This is a genomic window from Paraburkholderia sp. SARCC-3016 (genome assembly GCF_031119615.1).
Classification (GTDB): domain Bacteria; phylum Pseudomonadota; class Gammaproteobacteria; order Burkholderiales; family Burkholderiaceae; genus Paraburkholderia.
The window spans coordinates 17,955-35,783 of record NZ_JAVHZD010000039.1 but is presented as its reverse complement, the minus strand read 5'-3'; the positions used below and the strand labels follow the sequence as shown (position 1 = coordinate 35,783).

The following is a 17,829-nucleotide window of genomic DNA, read 5'->3' as shown; positions in this document are numbered from 1 at the left end:
ATTGTCCGTGCGCACGCCGAGGAGCGTAAATACATTCAGCAGAACATCATTTGTACCTGGCGGGTAAGAAACACACCAGAGTTACGTGATGGCGGGTTCGAGGTAGCCCGTGAGGATCAGCGCCACCTGCACGGCGCCGAAAAGCACGATAACGAGAGCGCCTGTTACGGCGACTACACGCCGCGCCGTGTTCATTTTCGAACGAATGCGGACGCCGCGCGCGCTGATCAGCCGGTTCGCGCCGACGGCGCCGAGACCGAATAACGTAACCGTCAGGGCGACCCCGGCGCCGATCGCGAAGGTTGCCGCGATACCGACAAACGGCGTGCGGGCGGCAATCGCCGCGATCAGAACGAAGATCGAACCGACGCATGGCCGCACGCCCGATGCGAATCCTGTCGCGAGGATTTGCGATGGGGTGGAAAGCTTCGAGCGTGCGGACCTGCTGACACGCGCGGAGCTTCGCGCACGTAGCTGTAGCTTTCGACCGAGATATGCCGGTTCGTCGCGCGACACTGCCTTCACCATAGATCGCTCATCTGGCACAAGCTTCACCGTCCCGATATCGTCGCAGCAGTCGCGCCGCGCAAGCGTGGTGTAGATCGTCCAGCCGCCCGCCAGACAAAGCAGCACGCAACTCGCGATATCGAGTGAAGCCGCGTTTGACAGCACGTTCGACATTCCTTCTTTGGCAAACCACGCGGCGCCGAATACCAGCACGATCGCGCTCATCGCCTGCACGGCGGCCGTCCAGACGGCAAGTAAAACGGCTTCGACGGTGCGCGTTTTGCGCGAACCGAGATACGTGCCGACGACGAGCTTGCCGTGCCCCGGTCCGACCGCATGCAAGACACCATAGGCGAATGCAAGACCGATCAAAGTGAGCCATGTGAAGGGCGCGGACGAGCGGCGCAACGCTTCAGTGGCATCGGCCATTCGCGCGTTGAGTCTGCCCTGCCAGACGATCGAAGAGACCAGCACTTTGCGCACGAAGTCGGGCAATACGAACGCGCGTGCCGGCTCCGCTGCGCGCGATGTGCTCGTTGCGCCCGATGCGCTTGCCTGGTCCGCATTCGCCGGCGCCGACGCCGCCTCGACAGGGCGGCCAAATAGATCGACGCGCGAAGAGGCCGCATTTGCCGGCGCAATCCATCCGTAGCCTGCAGCGGCGGCAATCCATAGCGCCAGCAGAACACGCAGCATCGAGCGATCGAATGTCAGCATGCGAGCGCCATCGCCTGTGGCAAGACGATGCCGTTGAAAATCGGATGCGCGTGATCGGTAAACGGCTTCGCGGTACACGTCGCTGCCGCGTGTCCCCCGATCGTCACGGCATTCGCGCCATCGGGTTCGTAGTCGACGAAGAACGAGTCGTCCCAGATGCCTAGCGAGACTTTGCGTGCCGTAACGTCGATCGGCTTCTTGAGCGGCAACGTGAACGTATAGACGAGCTTGCCGTGATCGACCGAGACGCGAAAGCCAATGGGATCGCCCACAGTTAGCGCTTCACCGTCGGCAAAAAGATGACTGAAGTATTGCGTGCCCGCGAGCGACGCAAATGCCTGTTCGCGGAAGATGGCGGTCTGCTTCGAGTCGAGCGGTCCGTTATCGGGCAATGCATCGATGCCGACCAGTTGAACAGGGAAACCTTCCGAAAACCGCCAGACTTCAGCGATCGCAATCACGCTGGTGCCTTGCATTTTCACTTGCGCGGTATACCGGATCCATACATGCGGATGCGCGCTTGCCGTGCCCGATACGAGCAACACGGCAACGGACAGCAACAGCCGGATGACACGCAGGTTCAACATCGCATTCGCTTGCTGATTCGTCGATGGCGCGGCATTTTCGCACGACTGTGAGCCGGCGTGGCATGAAGAAACCAGGAAAGGCGGGTATGCGATTTCATTAAACTTCAGTGCACAACGTTTAAATCGCCATTGCAAACGTTTGCAGTGTCGGCAACTAGCGTTGCCGGGAAAGAATCGGGTTTGTATGATCGCCGCGACATCAATCGCACAGGGGCTGATATGGAATCAACGAACGGGACGCTGCCGGGCATCTATGCGAAGGCAGACAGATCGATGCTCGCCATCGTGGGTGACCGGCAGGACATCAACCGCTGAATACGCCGAGCTTCAGCTCGTACGACTGCCCGATCCACAGCGCACCGTCGCGGTGGTCGCTCAACGAATCGCCGGTGTTCGGATGGATGAATACGTCGAGCGCCCCATGGTTCAGCGTGAGCCACGAGACGATCTCGGCGAAATGAGCAGGCGTGAATGCAATCTGATACGACCACTGCGGATGAGGTCCGACCGGACGCTCATGAAATCGCCCGAGTTCGATGGTCGCGCCCAGTTCGTGCTCGATAACTTGGCGCAATGCCCACGCCGCGTCGCGGCTCGCGGCATCGAAATAGACATGCGCGTGCCAGCTCTGGATCGTGTTCGTGTTGCGCGTAGACATAGCAGTGCCCAAAAGAGATGACAGGTACGGTCTTTACCACGTCAACCGTCACGCGGCCATTATCGCGCAGCTGCAACGCACGCATTGTCCAGCATACGAATTCGTCGGAGCGAACGCGACGACGCCTGACGCCTGAGCGCAACCGGCGCCGTCGCCTTGCCGATCGAGATCGGTCGCGCTGGCAACACGCAACCCACTTACGGTTCAGGAACCCACCGATGCCGTGCTCGGCCGACTCCCGCCCGAAGCCTGAATTCTTGACGCCGCCAAAAGGCGGCCCCGGCGACGAAGCGGATTGCTCACCGCGTTGTCTGTAGCGATCGTGGGCTCAAGGAAGAACCGGGGGCGATCGACACGCTTGCCGCCATGGACGATTGTCGCGCCCGCTGCCCTGGCATCGACAATCTGCCTGAGCAGCCCTTCGAGCGCGCGCTCGCTGACAATCGGACCGAGCTGCGTCTTTTCGTCCATCGCGCAGAATCCGCGCGGCCTTTCAACGTAAGAAAAAGGGTCATCGGCATTGCTCGATCTCGACGCTGTGCCACAGGGTTTGCAGATTCCCGGACAGGGACCGGCGGCATCGGCACCGTCGGCGGCGCATCGCACCACCCCGAGGAAGACGGTCCGCATCACGTCTGACGCTGTCGCGTGAAGCTCACGCGGCCGACGACCCCACATCGGTCTGCGCCAGCTCCACCCGATTTCCGCCGCGCGCTTTGGCGCCATACAGCGCCTGGTCCGCAGCGGACAAAAGATCGCCGAGTGTCGAAGCGTCGCGCCCGAATTGCGCAAGCCCGATACTGACCGTGGCGCGCACGCCAACCCGATTCGCACCTTGCGTAATCGTCTCGGCGAAGCGCCTGACCACCGCCTCGCCCACCACTTGCGCGTCGCCGCTATCGTGGTCCGGTAACAATGCAACGAACTCCTCGCCGCCGATGCGCGCCACGATTGCGTCGGATCCGACGCCGCTGCGCACCACGTCCGCGAACGATCTGAGTACCGCGTCCCCCGTCTCATGACCGTATTGGTCGTTGATCGTCTTGAAGTGGTCGAGGTCGAACGCAAGCAGCGAAACCGGCCGCGATGCGCCCGCGTCATCGATCACGCGCGCGCCCTCTTCGAAGAACCATCGGCGATTGCCAAGGCCGGTCAGATAGTCCGTTTGCGATTCCCGCAACAGTTGCCCATGCGCTTCCTCGCGCACGAGCTTGAGCAGCGTCATCGGGAGAACGACCGAATACAGCACGCCTTCGTACATCGTGACGACGCTGGATGCCATTAACGCATCCTTGCCGTACCGGAGCGCAAGCCACGGCAGAATAAACGCCCTGAAGGCATAGAAGACGGCATGAACGCCCGCCACCATCGCGGCGATGTACTGCGGCTGGAAGCGTTTCCGGCCATCGTTGCGCAACAGTTCATAAGCCGTGATGCCTGAAGCGACCGCGATCGGCAACGCGCTCACGTAGGCCCACATCGTCTCTTGCCATCGGGTGCCCGCGATCACCCATGCGAGCGCATTGACGGCAAAGAGGCCCAGCGAAGCCGCGCCGTATCGCCTGCCGTTTAGCGAAGCGACACCATGGAGAATCAGCAGATAGCCGGTAAAAATGACGAGATTGCTAAGCGCCGAGCCTATGACGCCTGGCACGCCATGACGATACAGTGCAGCCGCGCAGCCAATCGCAAGCGTTGCATACGCCGCTGCCAGTATCTTCAACTCCCTGCTGCGCTTCGAATGGGCGCGATGCTCCCACAGCGTCATCGCCGAGCTGGCGAGTAGCGTCCCGATCGCAAGAAGATAGAGAGTAATTAGGTCGACATGCATCGTTGGCGTAACGGCACTCCGCCGGAACATCGCGGCGGGAGTGCATTTTACGCTGAATCGAAAGCTTTTCCGGCGGAAACGTTTGCGCGTGCATGTCGATGCGGTTCCGTCGGGTCACTTTTACGTGCACATCATTCAGCGAACCGAAGCATTCATCGCGACCACGACATCGAGCGCTCCGCTCACCATCTGCCGCACCACCGGCTCGACCTGCTGCGCGACTTCCGGGAGATAGTCAAACGGGGCGTCCTCGCTCATATAGGTCGACTGACACATCTCGAGCTGCACCGCATGAATGCCGTCCTGCGGCGCGCCGAAGCGACGCGTAATAAAGCCGCCCTTGAATCGCCCATTCGCGATCCATGTGAACGCGCTCGCGGCGGCCGCCTGTTTTACCGCGTCGAGCACGGGCGCAGCGGCCGTGCGGCCATCCTGCGTACCGATGTTCAGATCGGGCAGCTTGCCGTCGAAAAGACGCGGCAGCACGCTCGCAATCGAGTGCGCCTCCCATAGCAGCACATTCGCATGCTGCGCACGCAAGCGTTGCAGTTCCGCTCGCAACGCATCGTGATAAGGCTGCCAATAAGTCGCGACGCGTCGCTCGCGTTCGGCGTTGTCCGGTGTGCGTCCGTCGCGATAGAGCGGTTCGCCGCGAAATGTTTCGGTCGGACACAGCGACGTGGTCGTTTGCCCCGGATAAAGACTTTCGTCGTTCGACGGCCGGTTCAGATCGATCACATAGCGCGAGACGCGCGCACCGAGCATCGTCGCGCCGAGCGCTTTGCCAAATGCATAGAGGCGATCGAGGTGCCAGTCGGTATCGGCAACGGTCAATGCAATATCGGTGTACTGGTCGCGCATCGTATCGGGAATAAGCGTGCCCAGATGCGGGATCGAAATCAGCAACGGCGCCGTGCCGCGCTCGATAAAAAACAGTTCGCTCATGGGGTGGATCTCCGTTCAGGTGATTGCGCGTATTCACGCATCGGCAAGCAGATGCGAAAGCGCCTTACGATAATCGGCATAGAGGCGCCCTTCATCGCGATGACGGCGCTGATGCACGAGGCGCTCGCCGCCGGCATAAACGTCGAGAACCGGCGTTTCGCCGTGCTCGCCGAAGACGATCGACGAAAGCCACGTATCCGCCTTCTGTTGCGCAAGTTGCGGATGCTGCGCATCGAGCACGATCCAGTCGGCGCGGCTGCCGCGCTTCAGTGCGCCGACCGTGCGGCCCGTCGCCAGCGCGCCGCCTGCGAGCGCGCCTTGAAAAAGCCGGTCGGCAACGTGCGGGGTCTGCGGCGATGCCAAAACATTGCGTTGACGCCTGACGAGCCGTTGCCCGTATTCGAGCAACCGCAATTCGGAGCGCCAGTCGATGCCGATATGACTATCCGAGCCGATGCCGAATCGGCCGCCTGCGTCGAGATACTCCTGCGCGGGGAAAATGCCGTCGCCGAGATTCGCCTCCGTGGTCAGGCACAGGCCGGCCACCGCGCCGCGCTTTGCAAGCGAGATCGTCTCGTTGGCATCGACATGCGTTGCATGTACGAGACACCAACGCCCCGTCACATCGAAACGATCGAGCAGCCATTGGACGGGCCGTGAGCCTTCGGCGGCAAGACATGCTTCCACTTCGGCCGTCTGTTCCGCGATATGGATATGCACGGGCGCATCGGGCGACAGCGCGTCGAGCCCCTCGATCAGCGTGCGCAGCGAGGCTTCGGAGACGGCGCGCAACGAATGCGGCGCGACGCCGTAACGCAGCGCGCCGTGTTCGGGCCTCGCTTGCCTTAGCGCTTCGAGAAGCGAAAGCAGATGCTCGGGCGAATTGATGAAGCGCCGCTGATCATCACGCGGTGGCTGCGCGCCGAAGCCGCTGTACTGGTACAAAACGGGCAGCATCGTCATGCCGATACCGGTCTCGCTTGCCGCGTCGACGACACGCTGCGCAAGTTCCGCCGGATTCGCATAGCGTTGCCCGTCCGCCGCATGATGGACGTAATGAAACTCGCAAACCGACGTGTAGCCAGCCTTCAGCATTTCGACGTAGAGCCAGCGTGCAATCGCGCCAAGCGTGTCGGGTGTGATGCGCGCGGCGAACCGGTACATCAGATCGCGCCAGCTCCAGAAACTATCGGTCGGGTTCGCGCGATACTCGGTGAGGCCCGCCATCGCGCGCTGGAATGCGTGCGAGTGAAGATTCGGCATACCGGGTACGATCGGGCCCGATGCCTTCGCGACATTCGCCGGCGCATCGCGTCTATCCGGCGAGACGTTGAGCAGCGCGCCCTGCTCGTTCCATTCGAGCAGCACGTTGCTGCGCCATCCTTCGGGCAGCAACGCGTGCTCTGCAAAGATCGCGCGAGTTGAATGATTCATGGTTTCCTGTTCCCGGTGCCTGCGTGAGCCGAACATTTAGCGTTGCCTACTGGCGCTTTGCGTGCACGCGCATCACGCGCGCGACAGCACGGCCTGCAGGAACGTCCGCGTACGCGGCTGCGACGGTGCGGAGAAGATCGTCGCCGGCGGACCGGACTCGACGATTTCACCTCCATCCATCACAACGACCACATCCGCCACTTCCTTTGCGAAGCCCATTTCATGCGTGACGACCAGCATCGTCATGCCTTCCGACGCGAGCAGCTTCATCACCTGCAGCACTTCGCCGACGAGTTCGGGATCGAGCGCGGACGTGGGTTCGTCGAACAGCATCACGCGCGGCTGCATCGCGAGCGCGCGTGCAATCGCAACGCGCTGCTTCTGTCCGCCCGAAAGACTGGCCGGCATCGCATGCGCCTTATGTGCAAGTCCAACCTTTTCGAGCAACGCAAGCGCGGCCGCCTCGGCATCCGCTTTCGACGCGCCGCGCAACATGCGCGGCCCGACGGTGATGTTATGCAGCACCGATAGATGCGGAAACAGATTGAACGATTGAAACACCATGCCGACTTCAGTGCGCAACGCATTGAGCGCACGATCCTTCAGCATGGCGCCATGGTCGACGAGACGATGCCCGCATATGTCGACGGTGCCGCTCTCCGGCTGTTCGAGCCCGTTGCAGCAACGCAGAAACGTGCTTTTACCCGAACCGCTCGGGCCAATCACCACCACCACCTGCTGCGGCTGAATATCGAAGTCGATGCCGTTCAGCACGCGATGCGTACCGAACGATTTCACGAGTCCGCGAATGCGGACGATAGGTTCGCTCAAGCCGCTCACTGGACCATTCCTCCTGCGCGCAGACGGCGCTCGACGCGATGAAGCATGTAGTTGGTCGCTTGCGTCAGCACGAGATAGACGAGCGCGATGACCAGATACACCTCGAGCGAACGATACGACACGCTGATGATCTTCTGGCCTTCGTGCATCAGATCGTCGATGGTCAGCAGCGAGACGAGCGCGGAGTTCTTGATGAGCGCGATGAATTCGTTGCCGAGCGGCGGAATCATACGCACGACCGCTTGCGGCAGAATGATGGCGCGCATTGCCTGGGCCGCGGACATACCGATCGAACGCGCCGCCTCCATTTGCCCGCGGTCGACCGACTGGATCGCGCCGCGCACGATTTCGGAGACGTACGCAGCCGAATACAGTCCGAGCCCCAACATGCCGCACACGAAAGCCGGCAGCAGAATGTTGAATTGCGGCAAGCCGAAGAACAGCAAGAATAGTTGCACGAGCAACGGTGTGCCGCGAAAAAACACGAGATACGCGGTGCAGAAACCATAGATCAGTTTATGCCGCGGATTGAGCCGGCCGATACCGATCAACAGGCCGAGCGCGCAGCTCAGCAACAGCGCGGCGGCCGTCACTTCGACGGTGACGAGCGCGCCGCGTGCGATGTCGGCCCAGCCGGCGATGGCCGGCGTGAAGTCGAGTTGCATAGGTCGGATCCGGGCGGTTACTTCGCGGTGGTGCCGAACCACTTCTGCACGATCGCGGCATAAGTGCCATCCGCCTTGATCTTCGCGAGCGCGGCGTTCATCTGGTCGCGCAGTTGCGGCTCATCCTTGCGCACCGCGATCCCGTACTCTTCCTTCGTCAGTTCCTTGTCGAGCACGCGAAAGCCCGGGCGCGTGCGCGCGAACTGGTAGGCGGCCGGCTTGCCGGTAACGGCTGCATCGGCGCGGCCGATACCGACCAGATCGAACATCTCCTGATTCTTTTCGACTTCGACGCGCTGCACTTGCGGATAGTTGTCGCGCAGGAAGTTGACCGACTTCGTGCCGACCTGCACCGTCACCTTCTTGCCGTTCAGATCGGCGGGGGATTTGATCGGCGAATCGGCCTTCACGAGCACCGACAAGCCGCCGGCGAAATACGTCTGCGTGAAGTCCACCACCTGGCTGCGTTCGGGCGTGATGTAGATGCCCGAGATCGCCGCATCGAAGCGATGGGCAATGAGGCCTGGAATCAGACCTTTGAAATCGATGTCGGTCCATTGAATCTGCTTGCCCATCGCTTTGGCGAGCGCATTCATGAGATCGATGTCGAAGCCGGTGCGCTGGCCTTTGTCGACGAACTCCATCGGCGGGAACGTCGCGTCGGTGGCGACGTTCAACACGTTCGAATCTTGCGCGGCGGCGGTGCCCGGCGCAACGGCGCAAGCCATCGCGACAGTCAGGCAGGCGGCAAAAAGGGCTTTGTGCAGTTTGATCATCGGTGGTTCCTCTTCCCCAAAGTGGTTTGTTGGTTGGCGGTCAGGCGTTGCGTTGGAATGATTCGGCTTGCAGACGGGCCGAAATGTTTTGTGCGGTGCGCACGGTCCAGTCGGCGAGTTGCTGCTCGCGGCCCGCGGCGCGCGAAGATGGCGCCATCAGTGTGATCGAGGCGCTTGCCGTTGCGCCCGCACCACCGCGCGCCGCGCGGCGGAAAACCGGCACGCTGACGCCCCATACGCCCGGATCGACTTCGCTGTCGCTGACTGCATAGCCGCGCGTGCGGATTTCGTTCAGTTCCGCTTCGATTGCCTGACGACCTTTCGGGTCGTTGGCGAACTGGCGGTCGAGCGTTTCGGCGCGTGTCTTGTCGGGCATGAAGGCAAGCAGCGACTTCGCGGAAGCGCCCGCTCTTAGCGGTACCGCGCGGCCTTTTTCAAACGAGCAGCGCAGCGAGTGCGTGCTTTCGATCATCTCGAGGCAGATCACCTGATCGTTGACCGCGACGACGAGACCGATACTTTCCTGGGTGGTACGCGAGAGTTGCGTCATGCCGTCGCGGCTCGATTCGACAAGCAACGAGTTGATGTCGAAACCGACGGCAAGCTGCAGGCTGACGGGTCCCGGTGCGTAATAGCCGGCATCTTCCGCGACGAAGCCCCAGCGCTTGAGCAACGCAACTTGCCTATAGAGCGTGCTTTGCGCAAGGCCCGTGACGGCGAGCATGTCTTTGACGGACATGGCTTTTCCGTGGCTCGCCAGCGCGGTGAGCACGAGAAGCAGGCGTTCGGCGCCCGTGACGCTCGGGTCTTGATTCACGGTAAGGGCTTAAAACTGAGGCGATGCGCAGAGCATGCCACGAGATTCCCGCTGGACAAAAAAGCGATTCTCATCCTATGGGAATGGTGCGCCAGGGTTTTCCCCGCGCGCCGGCGTTCTTTGTGTCGTATTCCCTGCCGTTCGGGTTCGCGCTTTTACGCGTACGGCTACTCGACTACGCCGATAAGGCTGTCGATCTCCGTCTGGATGCGTGTACGCGCCTCATTCAATGCGTGCTCGCGAGTCCTTGCGACCAGCGGAAGCATCAGTCCCGAGCCCTTATATTCCGCCTGAAACTGCACCCATGCCGCGTAAGCATAGACGCCGGAATTCTTGCGCATGACGTTGAGCGTGACGTCGTAAGTACGACGTTCGCCGTTCCCGCGCGTGTACTTGAAGCGGCTTATCTGAGGCGTGTGCATAACGTTCCTCTGTTGAACGGTTAAGGGTCGAGCTTGTTTGACAGTGGATTGCCATCTGAGCAAGCGAAGCTGCTTGCCGTGCATCCGCCTATTGCGCTTCGGGACTGGCGCAAAACGGCTTGCGAGGTAGCGGTTTGCCGTCGACGAACGCCGTTGCACAGCGCAAGGCGAACGCATAGGCGCAGCTTCGGCTTGCGAACTGCCCGAGTTCAGCCAATGACACGGGCTCGCCGTCGTCCTTCAGAACGCACGCGTGCGCAACGAAGGTGTTGCCGCGTCGAGTGCTGGAGGGCCAGATTGCAGCGCCGCAGTGATAGAGGACCATGTGCTCGTCAGTCGAGTGATTGAAAGGCTATTGTAATTGTAGATAGCGCCTTCGAGCGACTGTTACGCTTTCTCATGGATTGCTTAAATCCGACAATTGCGCGCTCGTGAAGACCGAGGCCCGCGATGAATGCGCTCCGCTGGCATATCACTTTGTGCCGACAAATGCAGGTCCGTTAGTCAAACATCCTCGGGAACTGCGAATACCTGCTGGGCCATGCAGGAAATAGATGGCGTGTGGCAGGAATCGACCGTGTCTCTCCGTTGCCCATGCGGATTCGCCTGGCGATACTCGTACTCATATAGCAGAACACGTCCGTGTCATGTGGCACGCGAGTGGTTCCTTGCTGAAAGATCATGTGGAGAACGAGATGTATCAATCCGATGTGACGCAGTTCCTCAATTCGTTGAAGACGAAGAACCCGAGACTCGAGGAAGAGCAGCGCAAAGGGCGTGCTCTACTGTGGGACAAGCAGCCTGTGGATCTGGACGAACAGGCAGCAGCGCGAAAGTCGCGAGTGGCACAGCCTCGGTATCCATATTTCATGTCGGTGTGATGCGCGGGGAACAGCTGTGCAATGAACGAATGGTGAGGATCGCCCCGGCACGTGACCCGTTCATTCATGAAACCATCAATCCGCTTTGCTTTGCACCGGGCAACATGTTGGCGTCGCACGTCGAAGCGCCGGTCACGAAGGCTTGCGCCGCTTTTCGACATCCGCCGCCGCGACCTTCAGCGTCACCGTGCAGGTCGTACCCATCGCGAGATGGACACCAGCCGGCACGTGGTCCAGATGGATGCGCACGGGTACGCGCTGCGCCAGCCGCACCCACGTGAAGATCGGATCGACATTCGCGAGCAGATTGCCTGTCGCCGTCGGATTGTCGCGATCGACGATGCCGCTTGCGATACTGTCAACGTGACCTTCAAGATCGACGTCACCGCCGAGCAGGCGGATCGTCGCATGGTCGCCGACGCGAATGCCTTGAACCTTGGTTTCCTCGAAATAGCCGTAGACCCAGAACGAATTCGAATCGACGAGCGCCAGTCTGGCTTCGCCCGCATGCGCGAAGTCGCCGGGATATAGATCGAGGTTGGTGATGTAGCCTTCGGTCGGCGCGCGCACCTGGCTGCGCTCCATATCGAGACGCGCAGTCTCCTGGCGTACGAGTGCCGCCTTCAGAATCGCCCGCGCCGCCGTGTAAGCGGCGTTCGCCGCTTCAAGCACGGAAAACGACTGTTGCGCCTGCAACGCGTAGTCCGAGCGGCTCTCTTCCGACACGACGTCGCCGGCCAGCTTTTCGCGCCGCGTCGCTTTATCCCGCTGCATCTTGTAATCGGCCTTGCTTGCCGCCAGTTGCGCGTCGGCCTGCTTGACCTGGGCGTCGGCGCGCGCGACATCGGCATCGGCCTGATCCACCGCATAGCGAAATCGATACGGATCGAGAACAAACAGAATATCGCCCTTATGCACGTGATCGTTATCCTTGACGCGCACTTCCGTCACAAGGCCCGCCACGTCGGTTGAAATCCGGATCACGTTCGCACGCAACCTGCCATCGCGCGTCCACGGCGCGTACATATACCAATCCCAGATTGCATGGACGAGCGACACTGCCACGATCACCACGACGATCGTGACACCGGTTCGAATGATCGACAGCTTGTTCATCAACGATGAATGAGCAGCGCGGCGCCGCAAAACAGTACGGCGAAAAGCGACACCCGTAAAAGACCCGGATGCCACGCAAAGCGATAGACGCCGAATCGTGCAAGAACCAGATCGATCACGATAAAGCACGCCGTGCAGACAACAAGCAGTGGCAGCAGGGTCGGTGCAAAAAAGCCAAGGATGCTCACTTCAACGGGCATGGTCTGCTCCCGATGACACACTCTCAGGCGTCGAAATCGGCGCGATCCCGCCGCCCAGATCTTTCATGAGCAATGCCCATTCGTCGACGCGGCGCCCCTGAACGAGCACGAGGTCCCGTTCCTGTTGCAACATCGATTTTTGCGCGACGAGCACATCGAGGTACTCGGTGATGCCGCTCGCGAAACCGCGTCTCGCAAGGCTATACGACTGTTGCGCAGCGACTAGCGCATCCTCGACCGTCGATTGCTGGACCGCAAGCGACTGCAGCGAGGTCACCTGCTGCGCAACGTTCTGCATCGCCGAAAGTACCGTGTCGTTGTACTTGAGAACCGCCTCGTCGTATTCCGCAGTCGCCACGCCGTAATTGTCGCGGCGGCGCCCTGCGTCGAAGATCGGCAGCGAAATTGCGACGCCCACGCTATGACCGATCGCATCGCTATTCAAGAAGTTGAAGAATCCGCCGAACTGCGCAGTCGAGAGCAGCGACGCCGTCGCAACGATGTCGATGTTTGGATAGAACTCCGCGTGCGCGACGTCAACCGCCCTTGCCGCGGACTCCGCACGCCAGCGGCTCGCGACCACGTCCGGACGATGCCCGATCAGCTCGGCCAGTAATGACGTTGGCAACGCCGCATTCTTCTCGGCGGGCGGCTTGGGCCGCGTCAGCGAATCGCCGAAACCTGGGCCCTCGCCGACCAGATATGCAATCTGCAGGCGCGCAAGTGCGATCGCATTGCGCGTGCTGACGATATCCGCGATGCCTGCCTTGTATTGCGTGGCCGCCTGACTCAGTTCGACATTGCTGCCGATGCCAGCTTGCCGCCGCGCGGTAGCGATATCGACGTTGTGTTTCTCGTCGTTGTTGATCGTCTGGTAAACATCGAGCAGCGCGTATTGCACCGCAAGCTGGTTATAGATGCGTACCACGGCCACCTGCAGCTCGAGCACCGCGAATTGCGCGTCGGCCGCGGACGCCTGGACGATGTCTTGGGCGCCCGATGCGCGCGCGCGATTCTTTCCCCACAGGTCGAGGTCGTAGTAGAAATCGATGGCAGCGGAGTTTCTCCATACCGTCGTGCCACCGGGAGGCGACGGGCCTCCATAGCGAGGAAAGCGAGCGCGCGCAAGATCGGCGCGACCGTCGACCTCGGGAAATTCGTACGCGCGCAGCGCGCTTGCTTGCCAGATCGCCGCGGTCAGCCGCGACTGCACGATCGCGAGCGTCGGGCTGCCGGCCACGGCGCGTGCGACGAGCTGATCGAGCTGCGGGTCGTCCCATTGTTCCCACCATTTGTCGGTGGGCCAGCCGGCGCCGCGGGCGGCGTCGCGTACGGCGGCGCCGGCATCGACCGAGGCAGTGTCGATATACGACGCTTCAGGCTTGATGCCGCGCCCGTTGATACAGCCGCATAAAGCAACCGCAAAACCGATCGCGACTGCAACGGCAGCGGCGACGAGTCGCATTTCGCGTAATGTCCGGATAGCCGGCGCGCTCATTGCATTGCCCGCTCGCGTTTGGGCCAGTCCGCGAGGTGCTCGATCAACGCGAGCTTGGCTGAGTACAGGCCTGCGGTAATTCTGAACATCGCGAGATCGTCCTTCACCGTCTTCGTTTCTTCCTGCCGCGGCGCTTCGAGAACGGCAATCGCCTGCTGCGTCGCGAGCACGGCCGCTTTCGTCGCCGCACGCGTGTCATGCCGCGCGAGCGCGGTCATCGCATCGAGCCACTGCTGTTCCGTTTGCGGCCAATGCAACGGCATCACGTCCGCGTAACTTACGCTGTAATGGCGGACCTGCAGCAGCGTGTTTGCGATCCAGAACGAGCCGAACGCCCAGTTTCGGACCGCTTCGCGATAGGCGCCGGAGAGATTCGGTAGCGTATTGAGCCGCACGATCAGATCGCGAATCGATGCGGCGATCTGCGCGGATACATCCGAACCGATCGTTCCGGTGGCCGCGCGCAACAGCAGTTCCCGAATATGCCGCGCATGTTGCCTCGCCACCCACCTTCCTTCGTGCGGGAAAATCAGCAGAAACGACGCGACCACGACGGCAATGCCGAACAGCAGCGAGAAACTGCGGTCGAGATAGGCCGGTGGATTGTAAACAGCAGGGTTCGTCAGATTGAGCGTCAGCGCGAAATACAGGTTGAATGCGAGGCCAAGCGGCGTCACGCGCGTGAACGTGATGATGTAGGCGCCGATAAACACGAACGCGCCGACGCAGATCACCAGCAGTTCGACTTCCGAAAAGCCGGGCATCAGCACGAAGTTCACGATGAAGCCGGCGATCGTCGCGAAGAAACAGCCGGCGAGCATTTGCCAGCTCGCGTTGAGCGGCGTCGGGCTCAGCGACGCGAGGCCACTCGCGATACCCGCCGAAATGAGCGCGGTCACGCCGTTGGTCCATTCCGAAATCACCCATGCAATACCAACGAAACCAAGCGCGCAACACGCGCGAATGCCGGCGATCATCGCCGCCGTGCGGCTCGCGCGCAGCTGGACGACGCGCAGAAAGGAAACGGCCTTGACGATCGACTGGGTCAAGCGCTTGCCCGGCGTCTGCGTGGCCGCCTTCGAGGCCGTGCAAAACCTTCTCAATGACGCCGCCGTCGTGTAGACCTCGGCGCCGGCCATCGCAATTGCGGCCGCATCCTCGGCGGGTTCGGCGGGCAACGACGCCCGTTCGTTCGCGATCGATGTCGACAACTCGTATTCGAACGCATGAAGTTGAGCGCGCAACGAATCGATCGCGGGCGCGCGCCGCAGGTCAGTCTGCTGCGCATTCGAAACGATGCGGGCCAGCGTCGCAAACTGCCCGTCGAGCCATGCACGGCAGTGCGGCCCCGCGCGCGCCGCGCCCTGGCGCGCGCGGCACATCGCATGGATGCGCGTCATCGTATCGAGAAACGCGGTCTCGAGCCGCTCCAGCGCGTCGATGCGCAGCCGCATCGCCGGGTCTTCGAAGACGGCGGCCGTACGCAACTGCTCGAGCTTGACGCTTTCGCGCACGAGGTCGAGATAGCGGCCGATCGGCTCCGCCACCGCCGTGCCGAGTGTCGAACCGCGCAATTCCTGCAACAGCTTCGCGAGCGCGCTGTGCCGCCAGTTGTCGACCGACGGCGTCACGCGCTGCGGCAAGACAATCGCGCTTACCAGGCTCCCGCTCGCGACACCGATCACGACCTCGCTGACGGTGTAGATCACATTTGTCGCGACATCGTACGGATTCGACCATTCGGCGACGGTCGTGATGCTGGCCGCGTAACCGGACAGCACGAAACCGTACGACTGGAAGTTGCGGAAGTACGATGCGCCGGCAACGAAAAGCCCGATCCACAGCGCGAGACCCGCCAGAAAAAGCGGCGGCTGCTGCGCAAACATGCACATCAGCGTGAGCCCTGCGAGGCTGCCAAGACAGATGCCAAGCGCGCGGTAAAATGCGCGCGCGATCACCATGCCGCTTTGCTGATGCAGCATCACGATCACCGTCGAGACCATCGCGGTGCCGGGACTGCGCAGTTCAATGCGCATGCAGATCACGATACAGAGTACGGCGGCAAGCGCGGCCTTCACGGCATGGAGCACGCGCGGCCACTCGTCGCTTCCGTAAGCAGCGAACTCACGGCGAAGATATTGCAGGACCATTCCCTCAACCTCGCTCGATGCCATGACGAGCCGCGCGCAGCGCCAGTCGATCGCACAGACGAAAACCGCAGGACCGAATCCGGTCCAATCGCTTGCAAAACGTACCGCCAATGAAACAGTAACCCTGTCACTTACGCACGAAAAGTTTCGCAAGCTGGCTGGTATTTGCCCTGGCGCGCACCGACGCGACAAGCCGCAAAGATGAGGTTTGGGAGCAATGTCGCGAGGAGGACGAGCTTTTATGGCTCGCCTCTCGGAAAGGTCCGGTCCCATGGCCTACGCCCGGCATCAGATAAAACCGGACGAATCCATCGACCGTGCCTGACCGAGGCGTTGCACCAGCGCGTTGTAGTAGTCAGCGCTGGAGTCTGTACTGACGATCTCGTCGGCAAGACCGTGCGTCGTGATCAACTTGCCGCCCCTCGCGAGAAACGCGCTCAAGTCGGTGCTGGTGGCATCCGTCAGCGCCGATACCGCCTGCACGCGCGGCTGATAGGTGCACGGGTTGAGCGGGTCGAGCGTCAGTGAGTCGAAGGTCGGCACACGCGTGATGAAATATTTGACCCCACTGATCGCCCGTCACCCACTAGTGCTGCGGGTCAGGCAGGCATGTTTCGCCCTTATCGGCGCCATTCGCACAGCGTAACGATGCGAGTACGTCAGCCGATTGCGCCTTGCATGCCGTCACGTTCAAAATGATCCCGTCCGCGACACCATCGAGCGCATCGCACGCACTCGTTACCGCGTTTTGCAGCAGCACCGTTTTGGCGATATCGAGCCAGCCCGGCCCCGTTGTTCAGATAGAGCGCCCGTCCCAGGACGACATTGCTCAGTCGCAGCCCGGTGTAGTTCAGTGCCGGCCGCTTCACCACCAACCGTCATGGTCGGTTCGCCACCGTTGCGCTTCGCTCAAGCCGTCGCGCCCGCCAGTCGAACTTCCGAAGAAATAAGTCTTAACTGGCGATGTCCCGCTGCCTCAAAAAACGCCACACATCGCGAGTCGCTAGCAATGGTTATGTGACGGGTCGTTACAGTGTAGGCTGTCGTGCCGATCGTCGACCCACGCATTGCCGAGAATGAGACCGCAGAAGTTCAGTCGCCGGAACTTCGGATCCTTTAGCGCCAGCACGTCATCGTTGACAGTGCCAAATGTCGACTCAGGACGGTGCTTCATGCCTTCGTTGAAGGCATCGATAATCTGCTCCTTGAAATTCGATACCCTTGGATGCGCTGACAGCACCTGTTGGCGCTGCTTTTCCGTGAACTCGTCGTACGCGAAGCCCAGCACATCCATTTCGACGCCAGCTGTCACCAGCTGAACGACCGGCTTCTTGAATGGCGGAATTCCAGGCGTCGTATGCAACGAAATCGCATCCCATACAATTTCTACATCCTGCTCGCTGATGCCATGACGGCGCAGAAAGTCTGCCGCCTCGTTCGCACTGTCCACTTCGAAGCGATTGTGTGAATGGCGATATTTCTGGGTGAGCCCCATATCGTGGAACATGCCGCCGATATAGAGCAACTCCAGGTCGTACTCGAGCTGCTTTCGCTCGCCCGCCAGCGCGCCGAATAGAAACACGCGCCTGGAATGATGGAACAGCAAATCCGATTCAGTATCGCGCACAAGCTCGGTCGCCTCCCGCGCGAGTTGACTGTCCGGAATCCTGATGCCGGCAATTTCGTTTCCCATTGCGATGCTCCTCTTAATAAGCCAGTGTAGAACGCTGGCAGGTGCAAGAAACCTGACGAGTGGCGCAAGCGGACCCATACCGGTCAATCAGT

19 protein-coding genes and 1 pseudogene are annotated in these 17,829 nt (G+C 61.2%); 1 reads left to right on the top strand and 19 read right to left on the bottom strand.

The window, feature by feature from the left end; translation table 11 throughout:
- Nucleotides 1-81 precede the first annotated feature (81 nt).
- From QYH69_RS30525 to QYH69_RS30470, 12 genes are all read right to left on the bottom strand, one after another.
- The gene (locus tag QYH69_RS30525; RefSeq protein WP_308835402.1) at nt 82-1,224 is read right to left on the bottom strand and encodes a sulfite exporter TauE/SafE family protein; all 1,143 of its coding nucleotides are present in this window, start codon (nt 1,222-1,224) and stop codon (nt 82-84) included.
- Nucleotides 1,218-1,811, bottom strand: coding sequence for a DUF1007 family protein (locus tag QYH69_RS30520; protein ID WP_308835401.1), 594 nt, complete (start codon nt 1,809-1,811; stop codon nt 1,218-1,220). The genes QYH69_RS30525 and QYH69_RS30520 overlap by 7 nt, the downstream gene beginning before the upstream one ends.
- 304 nt (nt 1,812-2,115) lie before the next feature.
- The gene (locus QYH69_RS30515) at nt 2,116-2,469 is read right to left on the bottom strand and encodes a DOPA 4,5-dioxygenase family protein (protein WP_308835400.1); all 354 of its coding nucleotides are present in this window, start codon (nt 2,467-2,469) and stop codon (nt 2,116-2,118) included.
- A gap of 204 nt (nt 2,470-2,673) precedes the next feature.
- A complete protein-coding gene (locus QYH69_RS30510; RefSeq protein WP_308835399.1) occupies nt 2,674-2,940 on the bottom strand; it encodes an aldehyde dehydrogenase family protein in 267 nt (88 codons plus the stop codon).
- A 184-nt stretch (nt 2,941-3,124) separates the two neighbouring features.
- A complete protein-coding gene (locus tag QYH69_RS30505) occupies nt 3,125-4,300 on the bottom strand; it encodes a GGDEF domain-containing protein (protein WP_308835398.1) in 1,176 nt (391 codons plus the stop codon).
- Between the two features lie 135 nt (nt 4,301-4,435).
- Complete coding sequence (gene hutG / locus QYH69_RS30500) at nt 4,436-5,245, bottom strand: N-formylglutamate deformylase (protein ID WP_308835397.1); 810 nt, start codon at nt 5,243-5,245, stop codon at nt 4,436-4,438.
- 33 nt (nt 5,246-5,278) lie between these two features.
- On the bottom strand, nt 5,279-6,679 hold the full coding sequence (locus QYH69_RS30495) for a formimidoylglutamate deiminase (protein WP_308835396.1): 1,401 nt from the start codon (nt 6,677-6,679) through the stop codon (nt 5,279-5,281).
- 72 nt (nt 6,680-6,751) lie between these two features.
- Entirely contained in the window at nt 6,752-7,519 is a 768-nt protein-coding gene (locus QYH69_RS30490; RefSeq protein WP_374992526.1) for an amino acid ABC transporter ATP-binding protein, read from the bottom strand.
- Entirely contained in the window at nt 7,516-8,184 is a 669-nt protein-coding gene (locus tag QYH69_RS30485) for an amino acid ABC transporter permease (protein ID WP_308835394.1), read from the bottom strand. Before QYH69_RS30485 ends, QYH69_RS30490 begins: the two co-directional genes overlap by 4 nt.
- A 17-nt stretch (nt 8,185-8,201) precedes the next feature.
- Nucleotides 8,202-8,960: a transporter substrate-binding domain-containing protein gene (locus QYH69_RS30480; protein WP_308835393.1), complete on the bottom strand. Its 759-nt coding sequence runs from the start codon at nt 8,958-8,960 to the stop codon at nt 8,202-8,204.
- A gap of 40 nt (nt 8,961-9,000) precedes the next feature.
- Nucleotides 9,001-9,699, bottom strand: coding sequence for an IclR family transcriptional regulator (locus QYH69_RS30475; RefSeq protein WP_374992525.1), 699 nt, complete (start codon nt 9,697-9,699; stop codon nt 9,001-9,003).
- 245 nt (nt 9,700-9,944) lie between these two features.
- Nucleotides 9,945-10,199, bottom strand: coding sequence for a hypothetical protein (locus tag QYH69_RS30470; protein WP_308835391.1), 255 nt, complete (start codon nt 10,197-10,199; stop codon nt 9,945-9,947).
- Between the two features lie 695 nt (nt 10,200-10,894).
- On the opposite strand from QYH69_RS30470, the gene QYH69_RS30465 reads away from it, so the two are divergent.
- Nucleotides 10,895-11,080, top strand: coding sequence for a DUF3460 family protein (locus QYH69_RS30465; RefSeq protein WP_308835390.1), 186 nt, complete (start codon nt 10,895-10,897; stop codon nt 11,078-11,080).
- Between the two features lie 132 nt (nt 11,081-11,212).
- Here QYH69_RS30465 and QYH69_RS30460 read toward each other — a convergent pair whose 3' ends face one another.
- The 7 genes and pseudogenes from QYH69_RS30460 to QYH69_RS30435 all read right to left on the bottom strand — a co-directional run bounded on the left by QYH69_RS30460 (nt 11,213) and on the right by QYH69_RS30435 (nt 17,737).
- A complete protein-coding gene (locus QYH69_RS30460; protein WP_308835389.1) occupies nt 11,213-12,196 on the bottom strand; it encodes an HlyD family secretion protein in 984 nt (327 codons plus the stop codon).
- Nucleotides 12,196-12,396 carry a DUF1656 domain-containing protein gene (locus tag QYH69_RS30455; protein WP_308835388.1) on the bottom strand — a complete coding sequence of 67 codons (201 nt, stop codon included), beginning with the start codon at nt 12,394-12,396 and terminating at the stop codon, nt 12,196-12,198. The genes QYH69_RS30460 and QYH69_RS30455 overlap by 1 nt, the downstream gene beginning before the upstream one ends.
- Nucleotides 12,386-13,861, bottom strand: a complete 1,476-nt coding sequence (locus tag QYH69_RS30450) for an efflux transporter outer membrane subunit (protein ID WP_308835387.1) — start codon at nt 13,859-13,861, stop codon at nt 12,386-12,388. Before QYH69_RS30450 ends, QYH69_RS30455 begins: the two co-directional genes overlap by 11 nt.
- Before the next feature lie 29 nt (nt 13,862-13,890).
- Complete coding sequence (locus QYH69_RS30445) at nt 13,891-16,044, bottom strand: FUSC family protein (protein WP_308835386.1); 2,154 nt, start codon at nt 16,042-16,044, stop codon at nt 13,891-13,893.
- 288 nt (nt 16,045-16,332) lie between these two features.
- A complete protein-coding gene (locus QYH69_RS30440; protein ID WP_308835385.1) occupies nt 16,333-16,587 on the bottom strand; it encodes a tannase/feruloyl esterase family alpha/beta hydrolase in 255 nt (84 codons plus the stop codon).
- A gap of 43 nt (nt 16,588-16,630) precedes the next feature.
- A pseudogene (locus QYH69_RS36170) lies at nt 16,631-17,002 on the bottom strand (tannase/feruloyl esterase family alpha/beta hydrolase); the annotation flags it as partial.
- 45 nt (nt 17,003-17,047) lie between these two features.
- The gene (locus tag QYH69_RS30435; RefSeq protein WP_308835383.1) at nt 17,048-17,737 is read right to left on the bottom strand and encodes an HD domain-containing protein; all 690 of its coding nucleotides are present in this window, start codon (nt 17,735-17,737) and stop codon (nt 17,048-17,050) included.
- Between the last annotated feature and the right edge of the window lie 92 nt (nt 17,738-17,829).

Coding starts and splice junctions, on each gene's coding strand:
- QYH69_RS30525 (WP_308835402.1), bottom strand. CDS start 1,224: ATGCTGACATTCGATCGCTCGATGCTGCGTGTTCTGCTGGCGCTATGG.
- QYH69_RS30520 (WP_308835401.1), bottom strand. CDS start 1,811: ATGTTGAACCTGCGTGTCATCCGGCTGTTGCTGTCCGTTGCCGTGTTG.
- QYH69_RS30515 (WP_308835400.1), bottom strand. CDS start 2,469: ATGTCTACGCGCAACACGAACACGATCCAGAGCTGGCACGCGCATGTC.
- QYH69_RS30510 (WP_308835399.1), bottom strand. CDS start 2,940: ATGGACGAAAAGACGCAGCTCGGTCCGATTGTCAGCGAGCGCGCGCTC.
- QYH69_RS30505 (WP_308835398.1), bottom strand. CDS start 4,300: ATGCATGTCGACCTAATTACTCTCTATCTTCTTGCGATCGGGACGCTA.
- hutG (WP_308835397.1), bottom strand. CDS start 5,245: ATGAGCGAACTGTTTTTTATCGAGCGCGGCACGGCGCCGTTGCTGATT.
- QYH69_RS30495 (WP_308835396.1), bottom strand. CDS start 6,679: ATGAATCATTCAACTCGCGCGATCTTTGCAGAGCACGCGTTGCTGCCC.
- QYH69_RS30485 (WP_308835394.1), bottom strand. CDS start 8,184: ATGCAACTCGACTTCACGCCGGCCATCGCCGGCTGGGCCGACATCGCA.
- QYH69_RS30480 (WP_308835393.1), bottom strand. CDS start 8,960: ATGATCAAACTGCACAAAGCCCTTTTTGCCGCCTGCCTGACTGTCGCG.
- QYH69_RS30475 (WP_374992525.1), bottom strand. CDS start 9,699: ATGTCCGTCAAAGACATGCTCGCCGTCACGGGCCTTGCGCAAAGCACG.
- QYH69_RS30470 (WP_308835391.1), bottom strand. CDS start 10,199: ATGCACACGCCTCAGATAAGCCGCTTCAAGTACACGCGCGGGAACGGC.
- QYH69_RS30465 (WP_308835390.1), top strand. CDS start 10,895: ATGTATCAATCCGATGTGACGCAGTTCCTCAATTCGTTGAAGACGAAG.
- QYH69_RS30460 (WP_308835389.1), bottom strand. CDS start 12,196: ATGAACAAGCTGTCGATCATTCGAACCGGTGTCACGATCGTCGTGGTG.
- QYH69_RS30455 (WP_308835388.1), bottom strand. CDS start 12,396: ATGCCCGTTGAAGTGAGCATCCTTGGCTTTTTTGCACCGACCCTGCTG.
- QYH69_RS30450 (WP_308835387.1), bottom strand. CDS start 13,861: ATGCGACTCGTCGCCGCTGCCGTTGCAGTCGCGATCGGTTTTGCGGTT.
- QYH69_RS30445 (WP_308835386.1), bottom strand. CDS start 16,044: ATGGTCCTGCAATATCTTCGCCGTGAGTTCGCTGCTTACGGAAGCGAC.
- QYH69_RS30435 (WP_308835383.1), bottom strand. CDS start 17,737: ATGGGAAACGAAATTGCCGGCATCAGGATTCCGGACAGTCAACTCGCG.